16 protein-coding genes and 1 pseudogene are annotated in these 18,031 nt (G+C 63.9%); 11 read left to right on the forward strand and 6 right to left on the reverse strand.

What is annotated here, in order from left to right; genetic code table 11:
- Nucleotides 1-8: 8 nt before the first annotated feature.
- A pseudogene (locus tag JOD78_RS28025) lies at nucleotides 9-332 on the reverse strand (HTH domain-containing protein); the annotation flags it as partial.
- Between the two features lie 121 nt (nucleotides 333-453).
- Here JOD78_RS28025 and JOD78_RS16485 point away from each other — a divergent pair.
- From JOD78_RS16485 to JOD78_RS16510, 6 genes are all read left to right on the forward strand, one after another.
- Nucleotides 454-834, forward strand: a complete 381-nt coding sequence (locus JOD78_RS16485; RefSeq protein WP_280921000.1) for an Imm6 family immunity protein — start codon at nucleotides 454-456, stop codon at nucleotides 832-834.
- 481 nt (nucleotides 835-1,315) lie between these two features.
- Complete coding sequence (locus JOD78_RS16490) at nucleotides 1,316-2,383, forward strand: ABC transporter substrate-binding protein (protein WP_039787515.1); 1,068 nt, start codon at nucleotides 1,316-1,318, stop codon at nucleotides 2,381-2,383.
- Nucleotides 2,384-2,474: 91 nt separating this feature from the next.
- On the forward strand, nucleotides 2,475-3,995 hold the full coding sequence (locus JOD78_RS16495; protein WP_121039019.1) for a sugar ABC transporter ATP-binding protein: 1,521 nt from the start codon (nucleotides 2,475-2,477) through the stop codon (nucleotides 3,993-3,995).
- A 77-nt stretch (nucleotides 3,996-4,072) separates the two neighbouring features.
- Nucleotides 4,073-4,966 carry an ABC transporter permease gene (locus JOD78_RS16500; RefSeq protein ID WP_121040328.1) on the forward strand — a complete coding sequence of 298 codons (894 nt, stop codon included), beginning with the start codon at nucleotides 4,073-4,075 and terminating at the stop codon, nucleotides 4,964-4,966.
- Nucleotides 4,963-5,925, forward strand: coding sequence for an ABC transporter permease (locus tag JOD78_RS16505; protein WP_121039022.1), 963 nt, complete (start codon nucleotides 4,963-4,965; stop codon nucleotides 5,923-5,925). The genes JOD78_RS16500 and JOD78_RS16505 overlap by 4 nt, the downstream gene beginning before the upstream one ends.
- A 35-nt stretch (nucleotides 5,926-5,960) precedes the next feature.
- A complete protein-coding gene (locus JOD78_RS16510) occupies nucleotides 5,961-6,878 on the forward strand; it encodes an SMP-30/gluconolactonase/LRE family protein (RefSeq protein ID WP_034337219.1) in 918 nt (305 codons plus the stop codon).
- Between the two features lie 24 nt (nucleotides 6,879-6,902).
- Here JOD78_RS16510 and JOD78_RS16515 read toward each other — a convergent pair whose 3' ends face one another.
- Nucleotides 6,903-7,793, reverse strand: coding sequence for a DMT family transporter (locus JOD78_RS16515; protein WP_121039025.1), 891 nt, complete (start codon nucleotides 7,791-7,793; stop codon nucleotides 6,903-6,905).
- Between the two features lie 170 nt (nucleotides 7,794-7,963).
- Here JOD78_RS16515 and JOD78_RS16520 point away from each other — a divergent pair, with 170 nt between their 5' ends.
- A complete protein-coding gene (locus JOD78_RS16520) occupies nucleotides 7,964-8,758 on the forward strand; it encodes a helix-turn-helix transcriptional regulator (protein WP_121040330.1) in 795 nt (264 codons plus the stop codon).
- 81 nt (nucleotides 8,759-8,839) lie between these two features.
- On the opposite strand, the gene JOD78_RS16525 is transcribed toward JOD78_RS16520, so the two are convergent.
- On the reverse strand, nucleotides 8,840-10,141 hold the full coding sequence (locus JOD78_RS16525; RefSeq protein ID WP_121039028.1) for a D-amino acid dehydrogenase: 1,302 nt from the start codon (nucleotides 10,139-10,141) through the stop codon (nucleotides 8,840-8,842).
- A gap of 151 nt (nucleotides 10,142-10,292) precedes the next feature.
- Here JOD78_RS16525 and JOD78_RS16530 point away from each other — a divergent pair, with 151 nt between their 5' ends.
- The 3 genes from JOD78_RS16530 to JOD78_RS16540 all read left to right on the forward strand — a co-directional run bounded on the left by JOD78_RS16530 (nucleotide 10,293) and on the right by JOD78_RS16540 (nucleotide 13,642).
- Entirely contained in the window at nucleotides 10,293-10,781 is a 489-nt protein-coding gene (locus JOD78_RS16530; protein WP_026051927.1) for an Lrp/AsnC ligand binding domain-containing protein, read from the forward strand.
- A gap of 237 nt (nucleotides 10,782-11,018) precedes the next feature.
- Nucleotides 11,019-13,346 (forward strand): FdhF/YdeP family oxidoreductase, encoded by a 2,328-nt coding sequence (locus JOD78_RS16535; RefSeq protein WP_121039031.1) that lies wholly within the window; start codon nucleotides 11,019-11,021, stop codon nucleotides 13,344-13,346.
- A gap of 11 nt (nucleotides 13,347-13,357) precedes the next feature.
- Nucleotides 13,358-13,642 (forward strand): helix-turn-helix domain-containing protein, encoded by a 285-nt coding sequence (locus tag JOD78_RS16540; protein ID WP_227022609.1) that lies wholly within the window; start codon nucleotides 13,358-13,360, stop codon nucleotides 13,640-13,642.
- Between the two features lie 52 nt (nucleotides 13,643-13,694).
- Here JOD78_RS16540 and JOD78_RS16545 read toward each other — a convergent pair whose 3' ends face one another.
- Nucleotides 13,695-15,137 (reverse strand): PLP-dependent aminotransferase family protein, encoded by a 1,443-nt coding sequence (locus JOD78_RS16545; RefSeq protein WP_121039037.1) that lies wholly within the window; start codon nucleotides 15,135-15,137, stop codon nucleotides 13,695-13,697.
- Nucleotides 15,138-15,195: 58 nt separating this feature from the next.
- On the opposite strand from JOD78_RS16545, the gene JOD78_RS16550 reads away from it, so the two are divergent.
- On the forward strand, nucleotides 15,196-15,867 hold the full coding sequence (locus tag JOD78_RS16550) for a glutathione S-transferase (RefSeq protein WP_121039040.1): 672 nt from the start codon (nucleotides 15,196-15,198) through the stop codon (nucleotides 15,865-15,867).
- A 20-nt stretch (nucleotides 15,868-15,887) separates the two neighbouring features.
- On the opposite strand, the gene JOD78_RS16555 is transcribed toward JOD78_RS16550, so the two are convergent.
- Nucleotides 15,888-17,234, reverse strand: a complete 1,347-nt coding sequence (locus JOD78_RS16555) for an ATP-binding protein (protein ID WP_209568434.1) — start codon at nucleotides 17,232-17,234, stop codon at nucleotides 15,888-15,890.
- Nucleotides 17,235-17,251: 17 nt separating this feature from the next.
- Nucleotides 17,252-17,995, reverse strand: coding sequence for a response regulator (locus tag JOD78_RS16560; RefSeq protein ID WP_121039046.1), 744 nt, complete (start codon nucleotides 17,993-17,995; stop codon nucleotides 17,252-17,254).
- Between the last annotated feature and the right edge of the window lie 36 nt (nucleotides 17,996-18,031).

Below are 18,031 nucleotides of genomic sequence, written 5' to 3' on the forward strand. Positions count from 1 at the left end.
CCCACCTTCCACCGCCTACCAAAGGCGGCCACACGGTCATACGACCCTTCATATCCCAGTTCTTTTAGATCCAGGAACATCTGTTTCAGGGTTCTTCGTTGCTTTCGAGATTTAACGGACTCAGCGCTCAGCCAAGCGGAGAGCCTGGGAGCAAACTCATCAAGAGAGCTCGGTGAATGCCTTGCTGGGTATGCTGGTTCGATCGCGTCCAACCGGATATAACGGCGAACCGTATTGCGGGAGATGTCCAGGCGGCGGGCGATTTCCCGGATTGAGATATGGTCTCTAATGTACCAGCGTCGAATAATTCCAAGTAGGGCCACGTTTATCACTCCGTTCTCCCGCTCGCTGTCATGAGCAGGATTGTGGTCTAAACATGGGTCAACTTAGGATGCAAATTTCCTGAGAAAGTGGGTCAGATTTAAATGCAATTCAACAGACGCTGCGAGCAGACTGAAACTTGATCGTCATCCTGAAACACTCGATGCGTGCATGAATGCGCTGAACCTATGCAGAGCCTGGATGGCGGGGGGCGCTGTTGCTCCTGATGAGCTGGCGCACTTTGTTGATGTGGACGTTGGCGAGAAAAGCTGTCTGCAAGAGTCATGGTTTCAAGAAGATGCCGAGGGACGCGACGCATTCATCTTCGTCACGATGGTCGTGGCGCATGTTGCCCATTTTGCCTATGTGGCGGCCGGGCAGGAGACGCGTATGTCAGAGTCCATTGCAGAAGCTGGTTGGAATCTCATCGACACATTGATTGAGTATGGACGGAATGAGGGCCTGCTTTTCTCTGGACTACCTCGATTGGAATCCGGGACCTATCTGAGCTAGTGCCTTTGGCCCGCCCGGAGCTCCAGCAACTCTTCGCCACCTTCAGGCCTCGATCAAACGGACCATTCAAAAGAAGATCTGCCCGAACTGGATGTCTCCGGATTAACGGTGGCGCAATGAAATGAATGTTCTTTCTCAGCAGCGGCCACCAGCAGTCCCGGACGCGTGAAATGCCGATATGAAGCTCTGCACCCCGATAGCAGCCCGACAAAGTCAGAAAATTCATATCCCGCTTCATCTCAAATCCTCACAACTCCCGCAGTCCACCCATCCCGCGAGAACCAATCCCCCGAAACCCCACTCCTAGCTCAGCGTTCGGCCATGTGGTCTGACCATTTGACATCCCTGACCCTGCTCTCTAGAATAAATCGTCATACAAGTTGACCTCTGAACGACGAGGCCATCGTTTCATATAAGAAGAAATTGCAGCAAAACGCGGACGTTCAACAAGTCCGCTTTGATAGCCAACAACGGAGACAATATGAACGCATTGGTACGACGCCGTGGCGTCGGGCTGCATCTCGCGGCCATCGCAGCCACTTCGGCCACCCTCATCCTCGGCGCCGGCCACGCCAACGCGCAGGTCGCCACCGGCGATACCTCGCAAGCCAAGATCGCCCTGTCCAACAACTACGCGGCCAATGCCTGGCGTCAGTCCATGCTCAAGACCTGGGCCGCAACCGCCGACGATGCCGTCAAACGTAAGCTGGTGGCCGCCGCCCCCGCTTTCACCACCTCCGAAAACCAGCCCACCGAACAGGCCCAGCAGATCCAGAACCTGATCCTGCAAGGCTACAAGGCCATCGTGGTCGATGCCGCTTCTCCCACGGCCCTCAACGGCACCATCAAGAAAGCCTGCGCCGCCGGCGTGGTGGTGGTCTCCTATGACGGCGTGGTCACCGAACCCTGTGCCTATCGCGTCACCTTCGACTTCCGCAAGATGGGCGAACGCCAGGTCGACTACCTCGCCGAGCGTCTCAACGGCAAGGGCAACATCCTCGAAATCCGCGGCCTGGCCGGGGTGTCGGTCGATGGTGAAATCCACGCCGGCATCATGGACGGCCTCAAGAAGCATCCGGGCCTCAAGATCGTCGGCTCCGTCAACGGCGACTGGGCGCAGACCGTGGCCCAGAAGGCTGTGGCCGGCATCCTGCCGACCCTGCCCAAGGTCGATGGCGTGGTCACCCAGGGCGGCGATGGCTTCGGCGTGGCGCAAGCCTTCAAGGCCGCCAACCGCGAGCTGCCCATCATCATCCTCGGCAACCGCGAGGACGAACTGCAATGGTGGAAGACCCAGATCCCCAGCGGCTACAAGACCTATTCCGCTTCCAATCCGCCCGGCGCAGTGACCGTGGCCTTCTGGGTGGCGCAGCAGGTGCTGGCCGGCAAGAAGATCCCCAAGGACGTCGATATCGTGGCACCGCTGCTCTACCTGACGGCGGAACAACTGCCGGATGCCCTGGCCAAGACGCCGCAGGGCGGGGTGGCCGATATCGGCTTCTCCCAGGCCGATACCGTCAAGCTGCTCGATACGCCGAAATCCAAGTAAGTTCTGTCCCATCCCCGCGCAGACCGCCTCGCTGAAGGCGGCGCGCGGGCCATGGGCGCATCCACTGCCTCAAGAACACAGGTGATCCAGCGTGAACGCCAGCCATCCCCCCTCGGCCGCCTTGTGCAGCCTGTCGCATATCCGCAAGTCCTTTGGTCCCGTCAAGGCGCTGCAAGATGTGAGCGTGGACATCCAGCCCGGTGAATGCTGGGGCCTGGTCGGCCACAACGGCGCGGGCAAGTCCACCCTCATGAACGTGCTGGCCGGCGTGCTGCCCGGTGACGACGGCCAGATCATCATCGACGGCCAGGCCCGCCAGAACTACACCACGCAGGCCGCCTACCGGCTGGGCGTGCGTTGCGTCTTCCAGGAATTGTCCCTGTGCCAGAACCTCAACGTGGCCGAAAACCTCTGCGTGTTTCATCCGCAGCTCAAGGGCTGGGGCTGGCGGCGCCGGGCGCGCAAGCTGGTGACGGAGAAGCTCGATGACATCTTCCCCGGCCATGGCATCGATCCCGATCGCATCGTCGGCGAACTCAGCATCACCCAGCGCCAGATGGTGGAAATCGCCTGCGCCTTCACGGTGGTCGATGCGCCGGTGCGCCTGCTGATCCTCGATGAACCGACCTCCAGTCTCGATGCGCAAACGGCAGCGCGGCTCACGGCCTACATCCGCCGGCGTCTTGAAGACGGTATGAGCCTGGTCTTCATCTCGCACATGCTGGGCGAGATCTTTGACTGCTGCAATCGCATTGCCGTCATGCGCGATGGACAGCTGGTCTTGCAGGATCACACCGCCCATCTCACGCGTGATGCGCTGGTCCACGCCATGGGCCACGCCGACCAGAAGCAGATCGAGCGTCAGGCCGAACAGCAGGCGCAGCAGGAATCGGAGTCCGCAGACGTGCAAAGCCAGCAACTGCTGGAAGTGAAACTGCCGGCAGCGTCACCGGTCGGTGCACTGGGCGTGCGCCGTGGCCAGGTGGTCGGATTGTCCGGGCTGGCGGGGCAGGGGCAGACCGAGATGCTGATCCGGCTCTTCGAGCAATATCGCGGCAAGATGCGGGTGGCCTTCGTGGCCGGGGATCGCGCGCGGGATGGCAACTTCCCGCTGTGGAGTATCCTGCGCAACCTGAGCATCCGCGAGCTGCCGCATCTGGCGCGCGGCGGCGTGATCGATCGTGCTGCCGAGGCTGAACTGGGCCGCCAGTGGCATGAACGCGTGGCGATCCGTACGCCGGACCTGTCCAACAATATCCTCTCGCTGTCCGGTGGCAACCAGCAGAAGGTGCTGTTTGCGCGGGCCTTGTCGTCGGATGCGGAACTGATCCTGATGGACGATCCCATGCGCGGCGTCGACTTCGGCACCAAGGTCGACATGTATCGCCTGATCCGTGCAGAAGCGGCGCGCGGCCGCAGCTTCGTCTGGTACACCACCGAGAACGACGAGCTCGAATACTGCGATGCGACCTACGTCTTCTACCAGCAGCAGGTCACCCTGAAACTGGCCCGCCATGAACTCTCGGAGGAACGCATCATCGCCGCGTCCTTCGGCAACGTGCGCGCCGATGGCGGCACCGTCACACCCCCACTCGAAGGAGCCCGCGCATGACTACGCTTGCCCGCACCCCCGTGCGTGCGCGCCACGGCCTGCTGTCGCGCCACGAGGTCCAGACCCTGTTGCTGCCCATGGCCACGCTGGCCGTGGTGCTGGCACCGATCTTCTGGATCAATCCCAATACGATGAGTTATTTCGGGTTGGGTCTGCTGTTGAATCTGGCCGTGCCGATGATCCTGGCCAGCATGGCGCAGCTGTGCATCATTGCCGTCAATGACCTGGATCTGTCCATCGGTGCCTTCATCAGCCTGGTCTCCTGCATCGCCGTGACCTGGTTGCCGGAGCGTCCGCTGCTGGGCGTGGCGGCGTTGATTGCCTGCGTGCTGCTGTACGCGGCCATCGGCGCGCTGGTGGAATTGTTCGATCTGCCGTCCATCGTGGTGACGCTGGGCCTGTCCTTCGTCTGGGGCGGCTGGGCGCTGATCCTGCTGCCGATGCCGGGCGGTGCCACGCCGCAATGGATACAGGATGTGATGAACCTGGCCATTCCGGTGGTGCCTACGCCCATCGTCTATGCGGTCCTGATCGCGCTGTGCGGACACTGGTTCCTGATGCGTTCCTCGCTGGGCGTGCGGCTGCGCGGTGCCGGCGGCAATCCCAAGGCCATCGTGCGCAGCGGCGGTTCGGTGGTGCGCGCCAAGGCGCTGATGTACGGGCTGGCCGGCGTGCTGGGCATTCTCTCTGCACTGACGCTGGTCGGCATCACTACTTCGGCCGATGCCAATATTGCGCAGCGCTACACGCTGATCTCGATTGCCGCCGTGATCCTGGGCGGCGGCAGCTTCATCGGCGGCAAGGTCTCGCCCATCGGAGCCACGCTGGGGGCCATCACGCTGGGGATTGCGGCCTCGTTCCTGTCCTTCCTCAACATCGCGCCGAAGTGGCAGATCGGCTTGCAGGGCGCGATCCTGATCATCGTGTTGTCGATGCGCATCCTGCTGTCGGCACGGGGAGAACGTCAATGAGCGCCGCGCGTGCAACGATGGGGGCCGCGCTGCAACAGCGGCCCTGGGTCTGGTCCTTCATGGGGGCGGCCCTGCTGTGGCTGGCCACGCTGGCGGTGGCCGGGCCGGAGGCGGCCTTCAATATCGGCTTGTCGGCGTTTTCTTTCGGGGCACTGATGGTGCTGGTAGGCCTGGGGCAGATGCTGGTGGTGACCACCGGGCCAGGCAACATCGATCTCTCCATTCCGTCCACCATCGCGCTGGCCGGTGCGCTGGGCTTGCGTACCATGGGCGGCGAGGATGGCGGCATCCTGCTCGGGCTGCTGGTCACGCTCGGGGTGGGCGTGGGCATCGGGCTGGCCAATTACTTGCTGATCCGCCTGTTGCAGATTCCGCCCATCATCGCCACCATGTCGTCGTCCTTCATCCTGCAGTCGCTGGCGATTCATGTCGGGCAGGGCCTCAAAATCACACCACCACAATTGCTGGCCAGCTTCGCGACCGGATGGCTGCTGCACCTTCCGCAACTGGCCTGGCTAGTGCTGGCCGTGGCGCTGGGGCTGGCCTGGATACTGGGGCGCACGCTGTTCGGCCGCTTCCTCTCGGCGGTCGGCCAGAATGCGCGTGCAGCCTGGCTGGCGGGCATCGGCGTGGAACGCATCCGCTGCCTGTGCTACGTGCTGTGCGCGGTCTTTGCGGCGCTGTGCGCCTTGCTCATCGCCGGTTTCTCGGGCGGTGCCTCGCTCGACATGGGCAATGAATATCTGTTGATGTCGGTGGCCGTGGTGGTCATCGGCGGCACCAGCGTTACCGGTGGCCGGCCCAGCGTGGCCGGGATCTGGGGCGCGGCACTGTTCCTGTATTTCACCAATACGCTGTTGAACGTGGTGGGCCTGTCGGCGGGCGAACGCTCGGTGCTGTCGGGTCTCATCATCATCGCCGTGATCGTCTGTTCCGGCCGCCGCCGCCAGTATCGCTGAGGCGCCAGCGTCAATTACACCGAAAAGGAGAACGCATGTCCTTGCCCGATACCCCCTTCCAGCATCTCGATCCGCGCTTTCGCCGCATGGTCATCGACACCGCCCAGGTCGATCGTCTCTACCACGGCTGCCGCTGGGCCGAAGGCCCGGTGTGGCTGCCGGCCACGCAGGAACTGATCTGGAGCGACATTCCCAACAATCGCCTGATGCGCTGGTCCGAGGGCGCAGGGGCGGGCGTATTTCGCCAGCCCTCCCACTTCAACAACGGCAATACGCTGGACCGTGAAGGCCGCATCGTCGGCTGCCTGCACGGTGGCCGCGCCGTGGTCCGCACCGAACACGATGGCAGCATCACTACGCTGGCCTCGCACTGGCAGGGCAAGCGTCTCAATTCGCCCAATGACGTGGTGGTCAAGTCCGATGGCTCGATCTGGTTCACCGATCCGGATTACGGCATCAACAGCGATTACGAAGGCTATCAGGCCGAGAGCGAAATCGGTGCGTGCAATGTCTATCGCATCGATGGCGACAGCGGTGACATCAGCCTCGTCAGCAGCGACCTGGAGCGCCCCAACGGGCTGGCGTTCTCCACCGATGAAAGCCGCCTCTACATCGCCGATACCGGCCTCACGCACCGTGCGGGCGGGCCGCATCACATCCGCGTATTCGATGTGGTGGAGGGCGCCACGCTCAAGGGCGGCGAGGTGTTTGCGACCATCGATCCGGGGCTGGCCGATGGTTTCCGGCTGGATGCCCAGGGCAACATCTGGACCTCGGCCGGCGATGGCGTGCATTGCTATGCGCCGGATGGCACCTTGCTGGGCAAGATTTTGATTCCGGAAGTGGTGTCCAATGTGGTCTTCGGCGGGCCGCGCGGCAATCGCCTCTTCATCACCGCCACTACCTCGCTGTATGCGGTGTATCTGGCGGTCAACGGGGCCGTGCGGCCCTGAGCGGCGGCACGCGCGCCGTCTGCATCAGTCGCCCGGTGTGCGCACCGGGCGTTTCTTTTTCATGGTCACGCCCAGTCCGGCGACGATGGCCACGGCACCGGTCATCATCGACACCGACAGCGTCTCGCCCAGGATCCACGCCGAGGCCACTACGCCAAACAGCGGTGAGAGCGCATTGAGCATGAGCGCTTTCACGCCCAGCCGCGCTACCACCCAGTTGAACATGGCCACGCTGACGATGCTCACCAGCACGCCCTGGTAGGCGCTCTGCAGCAGCAGTGCCGAGGCCGGCTTGCTGAAGGTCTGCGTGCCCAGCCACGGCAGCGCCAGCAGCATGCAGGCCAGCGACAGCACTTGCGTCAGCGCCACCGCATCCAGGGGCGCAATCTTCCAGGCGCGATTGAGCATCAGGTAACTGGACCACATCAGCGCCGACAGCACAAACAGCAGATCGCCGCGCCACGCGCCATCGGGAGCCAGTCCGCCGCTGGCGAGGATGCCATTGAGCGCCACCAGTACCAGTCCGGCAAGCAGCAGTAGCACGCCCCACAGGGAGATGCGTTCGCGCTGCCCGAGGGCGAAGCGGCTGATCGCCATGCCGAACAGCGGCGTCAGGGCCGGATGGATCAGCGCGCCATGTGAAGCCGGCGCGTAGTTCACGCCCGCCACCAGCACCAGGCTGAACAAGGGGCCCGACAGCAGGAACAGCACCAGCCCGCGCCCCCAGCCGACACCGCAGGCCTGCCAGAGCCCGCGCCGCCAGGCAAAGGGCAGGATCAGCAGGCCGCTGGTGAGAAAGCGCATCAAGGTCGCATCCAGGGGCGTGAGCCCTTGCTGCAAGCCGTAGCGCGAGATCACGGGCTGTAGGCCCCAGATGAGCGCGACCAGGATGCCGGAGAGGAGGGGAGGAGGCATGGCGAAATCGTTGGATGAAAACCGTACAGTAGGGCAGGGCCGGTTGACTGACTTTCGTACTTGGGTCAAGAATGTTTGAATTTACGCCAAGCTGCGAGGCAAGCTTCGTGGTGGCGGAGTTTCCATCATCGGTGCGTCATCTTTGCATGTACGCCAAGCGAGACCAGACCATGCGCAAGCCTTCTCCCTCCCGTCCCCCGCTGCCCATCGACCGGGTGGACCGCATCGCGCGCCCGGTGGTGGCGGCCGGCGCCGATTACGCGCGCGATTCGCTGCAGGCCTGGCACAGCCATCGCCGGGCGCAGTTGCTGTTCGGGCTGGGGGGACTGATGCAGGTGGTGACGCAGGATGGGGCCTGGGTGGTGCCGCCGCAGCACGCGGTGTGGATTCCTTCCGGGCGCGAGCACCAGAGCCGCATGCTCTTGCCGGTGACGACCTGCAGCGCCTTCGTCGAGCCTGAACATGCGCCGCGCGCCGCGCGGACCTGCCAGGTGCTGGAGGTGCATCCACTGCTGCGCGAGCTGCTGATCGAAGCCACCCGCATCGATCCGCATTACGCACCCGATAGCCGCGAGGAGGCGCTGATGCACCTGCTGCTCAAGGAGATCGCCCGCGCCCGCGAGATTCCCATGTACGTGCCGCTGCCGCAGGAGGAGAAGCTGGGGGCGCTGTGTCGCGACTTCATGCGATCGCCCTCGATCCGCGCGCGCCCGGCCGAGTGGGCCGAACAATTGCACATGAGCGAGCGCAGCTTCACCCGCAGATTCCTGGCGCAGACCGGCATGGGCTTCCAGCAATGGCGGCTGCGCGCCTGCATCGTCAATGCGATCTCGCGGCTGGCGCTGGGACACTCGGTGACGGCGATTGCCTACGACCTCGGCTATGAACAGCCGGCGACATTCTCGACCATGTTCAAGCGGATGACGGGATATGTCCCCTCATCGCATCCGGCCGTGCGCGCATAAAAAAGGCCGGAGCATTTCACTCCGGCCAACCATTCTGCGAGGGATGCAGAAGAGACTATCGAGGATGTCCTGTTGCAGCGATCAGGCCCCAGCCAGACGCGGCGTCTGCACGGTGCTGCCCGAGGCCATGTAGCGCGCCACCGACAGGTCTTCATGGGCGATGGCAGGGCGGCGGCCCGAGATCAGGTCGGCCAGCAGCTGGCCCGAACCGCAGGACATGGTCCAGCCCAGCGTGCCGTGACCGGTGTTGATGTACAGGTTCGAGACCGGGGTGGCACCGACCACGGGCGTGCCGTCCGGGGTCATCGGGCGCAGGCCGGTCCAGAAGCTGGCTTGCTTCGTGTCGCCCGCACCGGGGAACAGATCGTTGACCACCAGTTCCAGCGTGGCGCGGCGCTTGGCCTTGAGGGCCGTGTCATAGCCGACGATCTCGGCCATGCCGCCGACGCGGATGCGGTCATCGAAGCGGGTGACGGCGATCTTGTAGGTCTCGTCGAGAATGGTGGAGACCGGTGCGGCCGAGGCATCGGTGATCGGCACGGTGATCGAGTAACCCTTGAGCGGATACACCGGAATGCCCGGCAGGCCGGGGATGTCGCGCAGCAGTTGCGGCGAGTAGGAGCCGAGGGCGACCACGTAGCTGTCGGCCTGCACCAGTTCCTTGCCGCAGACCACACCGGCGATCTTGCCACCGGCCATGGTGAGGGCGTCGATCGACACGCCATAACGGAATTTCACGCCCAGTTGCTCGGCCATCCTGGCCAGGCGGGTGGTGAAGAGCTGGCAGTCGCCGGTTTCGTCATTGGGCAGGCGCAGGCCGCCGGTGAGCTTGCCGCGCACCTTGTCCAGCGCCGGTTCGGCACCGCCCAGCTGTTCGGGGGTCAGCAGTTCGAAGGGCACGCCGGCTTCCTGCAGCACGGCGATGTCCTTGGCGGCACCCTCGAGCTGTTCTTGCGAGCGGAACAGTTGCAGCGTGCCTTGCTGGCGGCCTTCATAGGGGATGCCGACATCGGCGCGCAGGTCGCGCAGGCAGTCGCGGCTGTATTCAGCCAGGCGCACCATGCGTTCCTTGTTGACGGCGTAGCTTTCGGCGTTGCAGTTGCGCAGCATCTGCCACATCCAGCGCAGCTGGTTGAGCGTGCCGTCCGGGCGGATGGCCAGCGGAGCATGTTCCTGGAACATCCACTTGATGGCCTTCAGGGGAATACCGGGGGCGGCCCAGGGCGAGGCATAGCCGGGAGAGATCTGGCCGGCATTGCCGAAGGAGGTTTCCAGCGCAGGGCCGGGCTGGCGGTCCAGCACGGTCACATCGTGACCGGCCCTGGCCAGATACCAGGCGCTGGTGACCCCGATGACACCGCTTCCAAGAATGACGACGCGCATGCTGAACTCCCCGTTTCGTTGATGCCGCTGCAAAAGGCTGTTGGATTAGAAGATTCAGCTATGATATGGGTGAATAAATAGTGTTTGTTCGCGTATTTATGGCTGATTTCATGAACAGTTCATGAAAATCGCGCTGAAACGGGAAAATTTCATGAGAACCCAGCAACAGTCCATTCGCACCCTCGACAAGCTCGATCATCGCATCCTGGCCGTGTTGCAGAAGGATGGCCGCATCTCCATGAAGGAGCTCGGGGAGCAGGTCGGTTTGTCAGTTACGCCCTGCATCGAACGGGTCAGGCGCATGGAGCGCGATGGCGTCATCAGCGGCTATTACGCGCGCGTCAATCCCGAGTCATTGGGCGCGACCTTGCTGGTGTTCGTGGAGATCACGCTCAATCACAAGTCCGGCAACATGTTCGAGCAGTTCCGCCGCGAGGTGCTGCGCATTCCCGAAGTGCAGGAATGCCACCTGGTCTCGGGCGACTTCGACTACCTCATCAAGGCGCGCATCCGGGGCATGGCGGAATACCGCAAGCTGCTGGGCGATATCCTGCTGCAGCTGCCGGGGGCGGCGCAGTCCAAAAGCTATGTGGTGATGGAAGAAATCAAGGAGACACTGGCGCTGCCGCTGGATGACTGAGCCCGGCAGCAGCCGGTACGGATGGGCGTACGGATAACAGTACAGTGGCCGGACAGTTCCGGTACAGAAAAGCAGACACCCGCAACTTCAGCTACTGTACACATCGTCGGCGAGTCTTTGCGCGCGCGGCTTGACAGGCACTGTGCTTGAATCCGTCGCCGCTCCCTGTGCATTCCGGTCGGGACTGGCGTGTCCTAGACTTCTCCTACACTGGACTCCACTCCATCCCGAGACAACATGCCTTCCAAACCAAGAATCGAGCAATACAATCAACCCGCAGGCGGCTGGGGCGCACTGAAGTATGTCGCGCTGAACCTGGTCAAGGAACACGTAGCCGACGGCAAGGGTTTGCGTACCCTGTTGTCGCAAAACCAGCCTGACGGCTTTGATTGCCCCGGTTGCGCATGGCCGGACCGCGAGCACACTTCCACCTTCGAATTCTGCGAGAACGGCGTCAAGGCCGTGGCCGCCGAAGCCACCAAGAAGCGTGTCACCCCCGAGTTCTTCGACAAGCACACCGTCACCGAGCTGATGCAGCAATCGGATTACGAGCTGGAAGAACACGGCCGCCTGACGCATCCGATGGTGTATGACGCCGCCACCGACAAGTACAAGAAGATCGACTGGTCCGCCGCCTTCGAGCTGATGGCCAAGCACCTCAATGCCTTGCCCGATCCGGACATGGCGGACTTCTATGTGTCCGGCCGCGCCAGCAACGAAGCGGCTTTCCTGTTCCAGTTGTTCGTGCGCCAGTACGGCACCAACAATTTCCCCGACTGCTCCAACATGTGCCACGAACCCACCAGCGTGGGCCTGCCGGGCACGGTCGGCATCGGCAAGGGCACGGTGCTGCTGGAAGATTTCGATCATTGCGACACGCTGCTGCTGTTCGGCCAGAACCCGGCCACCAACCATCCGCGCATGATGGGCGAGCTGCGCCACGCTTCCAAGCGCGGCGCCACCATCGTGGCCATCAACCCCTTGAAGGAACGCGGCCTGGAGCGCTTTGCCGATCCGCAGAGCAAGGTCGAGATGCTGACCATGGGCAGCACCCGCATCAGTTCCATGTTCATCCACCCCACGCTGGGCGGCGACCTGGCGCTGATCAAGGGCGTCATCAAGCGCACCATCGAACTGGATGACGCGGCCAAGGCGGCCGGTGCCGAGCGCGTGATCGACGTCAAGTTCATCGAGGAACATACCGCCGGCTTCGAGGAATTCGCCGCCCAGGCGCGCGCCGAAAGCTGGGATGACATCATCGCCGAGTCCGGCGTCTCGCGCGAAGACATCGAGAAACTGGCCCAGGTCTACGTCAAGGGCAAGGCCGTGATCGCCACCTGGGGCATGGGCCTGACCCAGCACAAGTACGCGGTGGCCACCATCCAGCTGCTGTCGAACATGATGATGCTGCGCGGGAACATCGGCCGCCAGGGTGCGGGCCTGTGCCCGGTGCGCGGCCACTCCAACGTGCAGGGCGACCGCACGGTCGGCATCGACGAGAAGCCGACCCCGGCCTTCCTGGATCGCCTGGAACAGGTGTTTGGTTTCAAGGCCCCGCGCCATCACGGCAATGACACCGTGGGTTCGGTGATGGCCATGCTGGAAGGCCGTACCAAGGTTTTCATCGGCCTGGGCGGCAACTTCGCCATGGCCACGCCTGATACGCCGCGCACCTTCGAGGCCATGCGTTCCTGCAACCTCACGGTACACATCACCACCAAGCTCAACCGCAGCCACCTGGTGCATGGCAAGGATGCGCTGATCCTGCCGACCATGGGCCGCACCGAGATCGACGTGCAGAAGTCTGGTCCGCAAGGCGTGACGGTGGAAGATTCGATGAGCATGGTCCACGTCTCCTACGGCATCAACAAGCCGGCGTCCGAACACCTGATGTCGGAAACGGCCATCGTGGCGCATCTCGCCGAAGCGACGATGAAGTCGCGCAACAATGGTCCGAAGATCGACTGGCTGTGGTACGCCGAAGATTATTCGCGCATCCGCGACGCCATCGAGAAGGTGTATGACGCCTTCAAGGGCTACAACGAGCGCATCGCCAATCCGGGCGGCTTCCACCTGGGCGTGGCCTCGCGCGATCGCGTCTGGAAGACCGGCAGCGGCAAGGCCAACTTCATCGTCCATGACATTCCCAAGGACACGCCCATCCATCGTGCCCGCGCGATCCATGGCGAGAAGCTGCTGACCTTGATGACCACCCGTTCGCACGACCAGTACAACACCACCATCTATGGCATGGACGACCGTTATCGCGGCGTGTTCGGCCAGCGCCGCGTGGTCTTCATCAACCCGGCGGACCTGCAGATGCTGGGTTTGAAGGATGGTGAATGGGTCGACATCACCAGCGTCTGGGATGACGGCGTGGAGCGCCGTGCCGATGGTTTCCTGCTGGTGGAATATGACATCCCGCGCGGTTGTATCGGCAGTTACTATCCCGAGACCAATCCGCTGGTGCCGCTGGAAAGCTTTGCCGACAAGGCGCGCACGCCCACTTCCAAATCCATTCCGGTGCTGTTGTCGCGTTCGGCGGTGCAGCGCTCGGCAGCGTGATGGAGGCCGGCATGAGCGTCGTCGAGATGCCCGCCCAGGAGGACGCCGATCTGCAGGCCCGCGCGCAGCAGATGGGCGTGCCGCCTGAAGTGCTGCTGATCGTGGAAACCCTGCAGGCGGATGCTGAAGAGAAGGAGGGCGGGGCGCTGTCGCTGGCGCGCTTGTCCAAGCGCACGCAATTGCGCATGAGTACCTTGCGGCGCTTCCTGTCGGCGCTGGAAGAGGCCGGGGTGGTGAAGGTCGAGATGAATGAGGATGGGACCGGTAGCGTGAGCTTGCTGGTGTCGCCTCAGTAAATGCGAAATGCGAAATGCGGTTTGCGGCGCACCGTTCAGGCGCGCCGCAAATTCACCCTGCCAGTTCCTCAACCAGTTTCCCCACCAGTTTCAATGCCTGCTCGGTCTCCTTCGACCAGGCATAGCTGTAGTTCAGCCGAATGAAATGACTGTACCGGTTGGTCGCCGCAAAGATGCGCCCCGGTGCCACCGTGATCCCCAGCGCCAGGCTGCGGCGATACAGTTCCATCGCATCCACCCCCTGCGGCAATTCCACCCACAGCACATAACCGCCTTGCGGCTCGGACACCTGCGTACCAGCCGGGAAGAAGCGCAGCACGAAGTGCCGCATCATGTCGCGCTGCTGCGCGAAGACGCGGCGCACGCGCCGCAGGTGGCGTTCATAGCCGCCCTGCGTGAGGTATTCCGCGATGGCGCGTTGCGGCGCGGTCGGCGTGGCCAGCGTGTTGAGGAACTTGAGTTTTTCCACCTGCGCCCGATAGCGCCCCGGCATCGCCCAGCCGATGCGGTAGGCCGAGGTCAGGCTCTTGGAAAACGAAGAACAATGCAGCACCAGTCCCTCGCGGTCATAGTTCTTCAGCGATGAAGGATGGGCATTGCCGTAATACAGCTCGCTGTAGACGGCGTTTTCGATCAGCGGCATCTGGTGCTGTTCGGCCAGGCGCACCAATCTTTCCTTTTCGCTGTCCGGCATCTGGAAACCCAGCGGATTCTGGAAGTTGGGCATCACCATGCAGGCCGCCACCGGCTGCGTCTTCATCCGCTCTTCCAGGACCCCGACATCGAGGCCGCGCTGCGGATCGGTCGGGATTTCCAGGGCCCGCATGCCCAGGCGCTCGATGGCGTGCAGCATGGCGTAGAAGGTCGGGGTCTCCACCGCAATGGTGTCGCCGGGACGGGCCACAGCCTGCAGACAGAGATTGATGGCCTCGGTGGCACCGACGGTGACGACGATTTCTTCGGGATCGACCTTGAGGCCGTTTTCCAGATAGCGGCGCGCGATCTGGCGCAGCAGGTCCGGGTGGCCCGGCGGCAGGTCGTCGAACACGCTGGACTGGCTGGCGTGGCGCGCGATACGGCCGGCGTATTGCGCCAGCCGGTGCGAAGGAAACAGTGCCGGGTTGGGATAGGGTGAACCCAGCGGCACGGTGCCGTCCTGCTGGATGGTCTTCAGGGTGGCCAGCACCAGGCGGCTGACGTCGACCTCGGTGGATTCCTGCCAGGCCGGATGATCGGCCTGAGAAGGCGGCTTGATGACGGGGCGGGGAATGCTCTCGGCCTGTTCGCGCACGAAGTAGCCGGACTGCGGCTGGCTCTCGATGATGCCGCGGCTTTCCAGCAGTTCGTAGGCGCGCACCACGGTCGTGACGCTGACCTTGTGCTGCTGGCTGGCGATGCGCACCGAGGCGATGCGCTCGCCCGGGCGCAGCACGCCGTCGCGGATGGAGGCCGCGAGCTGGTCGGCAAATTGTTTGTAAAGAGGCGTGACGGCCATGGGGCGGGTTTCTTGATGGTGTTAGAGTTGTCGCTTCGCATTTTACAAGGACCGCGCCATGATCACCGTGCATCACCTGAACAACTCCCGCTCGCAGCGCGTGCTGTGGCTGCTGGAAGAGCTGGGCCTGGACTACGAGATCAAGTTTTACCAGCGCGACCCCAAGACCATGCTGGCCCCGCCCGAGCTGCTGAAAGTGCATCCGTTGGGCAAGTCGCCGGTCATCACCGATGGCGATCTGACGGTGGCCGAATCGGGCAACATCGTCGAATACCTGCTGGAGCGTTACGGTGCCGACAGTGGCCTGTTGCCCGCACCCGGCACGCCCGAGCGCCTGCGCTACCGCTACTGGCTGCACTTTGCCGAGGGCTCGGCCATGCCCTGGCTGCTGCTGGGGCTGATCTTCAGCAAGATGCCCAAGGCCGTGCCGGCGCTGATCCGTCCGATTGCGCGGATGCTGTCCGAGGGCATGCGCAGCCGTCTGGTGGCACCGCAGATCGAGCGGCAGATGCGCTACATGGAAGCCGAACTGGGCAAGGATGGCTGGTTCGCCGGCAAGAGCATCACCGGGGCCGATATTCAGATGAGCTTCCCGGTGGAGGGCATGCGGGCACGTGGCGGGCTCGATGGCCGCCATCCCAATCTGCTCAAGTTCCTCGAAGCCATCCATGCGCGCCCGGCCTATCAGCGTGCGTTGGAGAAGGGCGGGCCTTACGAACTGCTGCGCTGAGGCCTGCGCATTGCTCCGGTTCAGGCCGGCAGGCTGATGCAGGCTTGCAGGCCCTGGTCGCCCGGCTGGTGGCGGTTGCGCAGTTCCAGCCGGCCACCATGGGCCTCGATGCAGGAACGGGCGATCGCCAGGCCCAGGCCGAAGTTGCCGCCGGAGCGTGCCGGGTCGAGGCGCACGAAGGGTTTGAAGACTTCCTGCAAGTGTTCCTCCGCAATGCCGGGACCGTCATCGTCGACGAGGATGGACAGGCTGCCATCGTGCTCCACGATCAATGACAATCTCGCCCGCTGGCCGTGGCGCACGGCGTTGTCCACCAGGTTCGACAGCGCGCGCTTGAGATGGACGGGCCGGCAGCGATAGCGCAGGGGAGCGTCCTGCTGCGCCAGGGGGTCATGCGCTACCTTGTTCTGCACTTTCTGCTGCACATTTTTCTGCACGCTGATCTGTACATCGCGGCCTTGGCTGGCGTGCTCCTGAGCAAGTTCCTGCAGCAACGCCGCCAGGTCGATTTCCCGCGTGGCTTCGGCATGCGCATCATCGCGTGCGAAGCGCACGGTCTCTTCCACCATCACCCGCATCTCGTCCAAAGTACGGATCATCGCCGTGCGCAGGGCCGCGTCATCGACCAGTTCCGCGCGCAGGCGCAATGAGGTGATCGGGGTGCGCAGGTCATGGCTGATGGCCGCCAGCATGCGGGTGCGGTCCTCGACGAAGCGGCGCAGGCGTTGCTGCATCAGGTTGAAGGCCGCAGTGACCTCGCGCGCTTCCTGCGGGCCGGTCAGCGGCAGTGGCGCCACTTCCTCGCCGCGGCTCACCCGTTCTGCCGCCTGGGCCAGCGCCTTGACCGGACGCAGGATGCGGCGCAGGAACAAGGCCACGATCAGCAACACCGGCAGGGTGCTCACAGGGACTGAAAACCGCAGTGGCCGGACCCAGCCCTGCGTGATCAAGGGCTGCTGCTGCGTGTTGACCCACAGGCCCGCTGGCGTACGCAGCGCGATGCGCAGCAGGGCCGGGCCATCGTCGGCTTCGCGCAGGCTGATGCGCAGCGCCTCGGGCGGCAGGCCCAGTTGCGCCTGCAGTCGCTGGCGCAGCAGATCCTGGTCGCCGCCCTCCTCATGGGCGGCATCGATCTGCGGATCCGGATCGAGCCGGTAGCGCGTGTCGCCGTCGCTGGCACGTGCCAGTGCCTCCTGCGCTTGCGCCGCCGGCAGCTGCGCCAGGCGCCAGGCCACGGCGGCGTGCTCGGCCATCTGGTCGCGCGAGATGACGTGGATGCGCGTGCCATTCGGTTGCACCAGCAGCAGTCCGATCAGGTGTGCCGCCACCAGACCCAGCAGCAGCAAGGCCAGCAATTGTGCGGTCATGCTGCGCGGCCAGGCCCTCATGGCGTGGCCGGGTCGGCACTCACGTGCGCGGCCAGCAGGTAGCCATTGCCCCAGACCGTCTTGAGCAGGCCGGGCTTGCGCGGATCGGGTTCGAGTTTCTTGCGCAGACGGCTGACCTGGCTGTCGATGCTGCGGTCAAAGGCCAGCGCGTCGCTGCCGGCGGTCAGGTCCAGCAGGCGGTCGCGCGACAGGACCGTGTTGGGATGCTCCACCAGCGCCCGCAGCAGGCGATATTCCACGCTGGAGAGGGTCACGAGGGTGCCGTCGCGGTCGCGCAGTTCGCGCCGTTGCACATCAAGTGTCCAGGTGTCGAAGACATAGCGCTGCACCGTGCCGGTACTGGCCGCTTTGGCCGGGACCGGCAACTGTCGTGCCACCCGGCGCAATACGCTGCGGATGCGGGCCAGCAACTCATGGGGATCGAAGGGTTTCACCACGTAATCGTCGGCACCGGTCTCCAGGCCACGGATGCGGTCGCTGCTGGCCGCCAGCGCAGTGAGCAGGATCACCGGGGTGCCATGCTGCTGGCTGATGCTCTGGCACAGCGAAAGACCGTCCTCGCCCGGCATCATCACATCCAGCACCACCAGGTCGAATGCCTGCGCCTGCAGCAACGCCCGTGCCTCCGCCGCATTGGCGGCCAGGCTGACCTGCATGTCCTGCCGGCGCAGGTAGGCCGCCAGCGGCTCGCTGATGTCCGCATGATCGTCCACCACCAGGACGTGACGTTGCGCGTGCATGTTCTTGTTCCTTCCCCTCGATGACGGCGGTGCGCG

This window comes from Herbaspirillum sp. 1130 (assembly GCF_017833835.1).
Classification (GTDB): domain Bacteria; phylum Pseudomonadota; class Gammaproteobacteria; order Burkholderiales; family Burkholderiaceae_D; genus Herbaspirillum; species Herbaspirillum huttiense.

Excerpts from the sequence above, each read along its gene's own strand:
- JOD78_RS16520 (WP_121040330.1), top strand. The coding sequence starts at position 7,964 with ATGCGCAAGCCTTCTCCCTCCCGTCCCCCGCTGCCCATCGACCGGGTG.
- JOD78_RS16545 (WP_121039037.1), bottom strand. The coding sequence starts at position 15,137 with ATGGCCGTCACGCCTCTTTACAAACAATTTGCCGACCAGCTCGCGGCC.
- JOD78_RS16515 (WP_121039025.1), bottom strand. The coding sequence starts at position 7,793 with ATGCCTCCTCCCCTCCTCTCCGGCATCCTGGTCGCGCTCATCTGGGGC.
- JOD78_RS16525 (WP_121039028.1), bottom strand. The coding sequence starts at position 10,141 with ATGCGCGTCGTCATTCTTGGAAGCGGTGTCATCGGGGTCACCAGCGCC.
- JOD78_RS16500 (WP_121040328.1), top strand. The coding sequence starts at position 4,073 with ATGGCCACGCTGGCCGTGGTGCTGGCACCGATCTTCTGGATCAATCCC.
- JOD78_RS16510 (WP_034337219.1), top strand. The coding sequence starts at position 5,961 with ATGTCCTTGCCCGATACCCCCTTCCAGCATCTCGATCCGCGCTTTCGC.
- JOD78_RS16535 (WP_121039031.1), top strand. The coding sequence starts at position 11,019 with ATGCCTTCCAAACCAAGAATCGAGCAATACAATCAACCCGCAGGCGGC.
- JOD78_RS16560 (WP_121039046.1), bottom strand. The coding sequence starts at position 17,995 with ATGCACGCGCAACGTCACGTCCTGGTGGTGGACGATCATGCGGACATC.
- JOD78_RS16540 (WP_227022609.1), top strand. The coding sequence starts at position 13,358 with ATGAGCGTCGTCGAGATGCCCGCCCAGGAGGACGCCGATCTGCAGGCC.
- JOD78_RS16505 (WP_121039022.1), top strand. The coding sequence starts at position 4,963 with ATGAGCGCCGCGCGTGCAACGATGGGGGCCGCGCTGCAACAGCGGCCC.
- JOD78_RS16490 (WP_039787515.1), top strand. The coding sequence starts at position 1,316 with ATGAACGCATTGGTACGACGCCGTGGCGTCGGGCTGCATCTCGCGGCC.
- JOD78_RS16530 (WP_026051927.1), top strand. The coding sequence starts at position 10,293 with ATGAGAACCCAGCAACAGTCCATTCGCACCCTCGACAAGCTCGATCAT.
- JOD78_RS16555 (WP_209568434.1), bottom strand. The coding sequence starts at position 17,234 with ATGACCGCACAATTGCTGGCCTTGCTGCTGCTGGGTCTGGTGGCGGCA.
- JOD78_RS16550 (WP_121039040.1), top strand. The coding sequence starts at position 15,196 with ATGATCACCGTGCATCACCTGAACAACTCCCGCTCGCAGCGCGTGCTG.